Here is a 3371-nt window from a genome sequence, read left to right as displayed (position 1 = left end):
CTCTGTCAGGAGAGAGATCTCCAGTGAGCGCCCCCTGAACAACGGCCCCCGCCTGTTTTCCACAGACGAAAAGTGAATCTATTTTTAACGCTGCGATCAATTCTCCGATTTCCTGATGATACTTTTTAGAGTCGGCCCCCAGTTCCAGCATATCACCCATCACAATAATTCGTTTCCCGGCACAAGGACACTCCTGAAGCGTATGACAGGCGGCTGCCATCGAGACGGGACTGGAATTATATGAATCATCAATTACCGTCCAGGAACCAATCTGCTCGACATGACAGCGTCCAGGAACTGTGACAATTTGACGAAAACCTTCAACCAGATCTTGATTTGAAAACCCAAACTCTTTTGCTATAGCAATGGCAAACAGAGCCGAATAGATAAAGTGTTTCCCCTGTAGGGGAAGCAGAAATTCTGTACCATCAACTTGAAATGAACTACCATCGAGTGTCTGTTGAATTGCAATTGCCTGTAAATCATTCTGCTCACTAAGACCGACTTTCAAAATACGTGTTGCCGTTTTAGAAATCAGCTGCGAAGCAAAAGAATCGTCTCCATTCAAGATCGCCAGACCAGTTTCAGGCAACTCTTCAAATAACTCACCTTTCGCATCTGCTGTTCGGTCCAGGCTTCCAAAATGCTCCAGGTGCGATGGTCCAATCCCAGTAATGACTCCTATTTCCGGCTGTGCTAATCGGGCCAGTTCTCTTATTTCCCCGGGAGCAGATGCTCCCAACTCTAAAACAGCAAACTGGTGCCCCAGTTCAATCTGTGCGATACTCAGTGGCACACCGAATTCATTGTTATAATTAGCAGGACTTTGAATGCCTTTCAAAATAGTCGATAAGACTGTATGGATCATATTTCGAGTCGTTGTTTTCCCAACACTTCCCGTCACCCCAATGACAGTTAATTTTTGCTGACGACGATACCAGTAAGCCAGATCTTGAAAAGCCTGATTGACATCTTCGACATAAATGTAGGGTTGTAACAAACTGTCAGTCCTGGTTCCCCTATTCACAACAGATGCTTGCGCACCGCGGGCTAGAGCACCTGTTACAAATTGATGACCATCCAATCGTTTACCTTGAATTGCAAAAAACAAATCTCCCGCCTCGGTCGTGCGAGAGTCGATCGAAATCCGCTCAACGTCAGACATCATCAGATCAGGCGATCCAGACTCTCCCTGGATAACCTGACAAATCTTGTTGAGAGAAATACGATCCATACTTTGAATTCTTTATACTCTTTAGATGATTAGACGTTTACAGTTTTAAGCGGGAATTTTCTCTGAATTCTCAGAGTGTAAGCCCTGGAAATAATTTTCAACGACCTGATGATCACTGAAAGGAATTTTGCGATCACCAATGATCTGTTCGCATTCATGCCCTTTACCAGCGATCAGTACAAGATCCCCTTCCTGTGCGACTGCCAGGGCTCGACAGATTGCCTCTTTCCGGTCGACGATCAGCTCGGGAGTGAAGTTCTGCGTTTTGCACCCTTCAGCAATCTCCCTGATTATTTTTTCCGGATCTTCGCTGCGGGGATTATCACTGGTAATGAAAACCTGATCTGCTTCACTTCCTGCCAGTCCTAATAAGTGGCGTTTCGAATGGTCGCGGTCTCCCCCAGCTCCAAAGACACACAAGACTCGTTTTTCAGTAACTTTTTTTGCTGCACGGATCACGTGCTTGAGTGCATCATCTGTGTGCGCGTAATCAATCAGCACGGTAAAAGGTTGGCCGCTATTGACTGACTCCATTCTTCCCGGTACGGATTCAAGGCTGTTTATGCCCTCTGAAATCTCAGTCAGTGACAAGCCTAATGCCAGGCAAGCCGCTGCTGCTGCGAGACAATTTGATACGTTATGTGTTCCCAGTAACGATGTTTTGACCGGCACTCGGGATCCTTCAAACATCAGATCGAACTCAGCTCCTGTTACAGATTCCCGAAGCTGCTCCAAGGTAACATCCGCTTCGGTTTCTATCCCATAGGTCAATAAATTCTGAGCACCTTTCAGTTCTGATGTAAATGACCGGCAGGCAAGATCATCCCCATTCAAGACAATGGTTCCACCAGTTTTGACGTGTTTGATAATTTTTGACTTGCAGACAATGTAGTTTTCAAGATTCTGATGATAGTCAAAGTGATCCTGTGTAATATTGGTCACCACACCAACTGAAAGCTCAGTTCCCGCTAACCGGCTCTGATCCAACGCGTGGCTGGAAACTTCCATCACTGCATGTGTGGCATTTTGTTTGGCCATCTCTGACAAAAGTTGCGCTAACTCATGTGCATCAGGAGTTGTTAGAGAGGAAGGGCGAGAAGAAACACTGTCATGATACTCTATCGTGCCTAGTAAACCAGTTTGTCTTCCGGATTTTTGCAGGACTTCTCTAACCAGCCAACTGACAGTCGTTTTCCCGTTCGTACCGGTCACTCCCACTGTCTGTAAATGTCGTGAGGGACGGTCTGCTAATTCGGAGCATAGTACGGCATAAGCTTTTCGTACATCGGCTACGATACACTGAGGAACTCTTAGCCCGGTCAGAGGCCGACCCGTCAACACCGCCTTGACGCCATTTTCCAATGCTTGAGGTATGTATGCCTCTGCACTTTCCTTCGTTCCGGAAATCACTGCAAAAATATCGCCCGATTGGCAACGACGACTGTCAGCCTGAATTGAAGTCACACAAATATCTGCACAATCAACAAAACTAGCAGAGGGAAACAATGCCCTTAAACTCAAGGCCACGGTTCCCGGAGATAAGCTTAGTGATGAAGATGACATGGGCGTGAGGTAAGAACCATGCATTTCAGAAGAACCATTAATTAAAAAGAGACGACGATGACGGGGAGAAAATTTCGTTGACTAAATGAGAGGTTGAAGAAACAACTGAAAGCCGGAATCGGCAGGGGGGTGCATAATATTTTTAAGAGCAGCATTCTCGTAATTCTTAGAATAACGTCAACCCTGGATATACCAAAAAGGCACTTCTCAGACCTGGGTTGTAATTATTACAGAGAAATACTGAAATCATCGCTTTGGTATGGCAACCAATACTGACCAAAAAAACTCCTCAAAAACATAGCAATGAGCGAGAAACATTGTTTTCAATCAGCAATAACCAATGACCACTCACACATTCCCACTCAGTGAGAACCCAGCCAGAAAAGTTCTGATCAACAGAGGAACGAAAACCACATGTTTTAACTGATTTGTCTTACTAATTAATATTAGTATTTTTACCTACTTTATACATAATAATATAGATTTTGAAGAATCGACTGATTATCCTTTAATCATATCAGCTAGCAGGGTGTCCGGAAATGAAATCTAGCGGTATCGCCATTAAGCCCGGAAA

2 protein-coding genes are annotated in these 3371 nt (G+C 45.0%); both read right to left on the bottom strand.

From position 1 onward, the window contains the following. The coding region (gene murF / locus Q0668_RS18795; RefSeq protein WP_298867447.1) for a UDP-N-acetylmuramoyl-tripeptide--D-alanyl-D-alanine ligase at positions 1 to 1234 on the bottom strand (1234 nt) is incomplete at its 3' end. Positions 1235 to 1279: 45 nt separating this feature from the next. Further along, positions 1280 to 2821 (bottom strand): UDP-N-acetylmuramoyl-L-alanyl-D-glutamate--2,6-diaminopimelate ligase, encoded by a 1542-nt coding sequence (locus Q0668_RS18790; protein ID WP_298867445.1) that lies wholly within the window; start codon positions 2819 to 2821, stop codon positions 1280 to 1282. Between the last annotated feature and the right edge of the window lie 550 nt (positions 2822 to 3371).

The sequence above is a fragment of the uncultured Gimesia sp. genome (genome assembly GCF_937910335.1).
Lineage (GTDB): Bacteria > Planctomycetota > Planctomycetia > Planctomycetales > Planctomycetaceae > Gimesia.
The sequence above is the reverse complement of the archived record's forward strand: the minus strand, read 5'-3'. Positions and strand labels throughout refer to the sequence as shown.

What these genes read in the sequence shown, in the direction of transcription:
- Q0668_RS18790 (WP_298867445.1), bottom strand. Translation starts at nt 2,821, where the DNA reads ATGCATGGTTCTTACCTCACGCCCATGTCATCTTCATCACTAAGCTTA.